The following is a 597-nucleotide window of genomic DNA, read 5'->3' on the forward strand; positions in this document are numbered from 1 at the left end:
GGGACTCTTCTGCTTCTACATCCAGCCGCGACCCCTGCTCCCGGTGGTGCGACCGGCATGGAGGCCCTGTTCACCGCCGTCTCCGCACTGTGTGTCACGGGGCTGATCGTGGTCGATACGCCCGTTCACTGGAGTGGCTTCGGTCAGGCCGTGATCCTCGCTCTCATCCAGGTCGGCGGCTTCGGGGTGATGACCTTCAGCTCTGTTGTCGGTATCGCCGTCATCCGCAAGCTCTCACTGCGGTCCCGGCTCACGGCCGCCACGGAGGTCAAGAGCTTCGGGATCGAGGACATCCGCACGCTCGTGATCAGCGTGGTGCGGATCTCCCTCGCGATCGAGGCCGCGGCTGCGGTGGTCCTCACCTTGCGCTTCGCCCTCGCCTACGACGAGCCCTGGGGCAGCGCCCTGTGGCTGGGGGTGTTCCACGCCGTCTCCGCGTTCAACAACGCCGGGTTCGCCCTGTACAGCGACAGCCTCATGCCCTTCGCTGACGACCCGGTGGTCCTGCTGACTGTGAGTGCTGCTCTCGTGCTGGGTGGCGTCGGGTTCCCTGTGCTCATGCAGCTGGGTAGGCACCTGGGGACGCCGCGGCTGTGG

At 66.8% G+C, this 597-nt stretch carries 1 protein-coding gene; it reads left to right on the forward strand.

Annotated elements, in window-relative coordinates; all coding sequences use genetic code 11:
* Positions 1 to 57 precede the first annotated feature (57 nt).
* Positions 58 to 597: potassium transporter TrkG (locus tag ACT3TZ_RS15240; RefSeq protein ID WP_444584257.1), on the forward strand; the 540-nt coding region annotated here is incomplete at its 3' end.

The sequence above is a fragment of the Brachybacterium sp. AOP25-B2-12 genome, assembly GCF_052378625.1.
In the GTDB taxonomy this organism is placed as follows: Bacteria; Actinomycetota; Actinomycetes; order Actinomycetales; family Dermabacteraceae; genus Brachybacterium.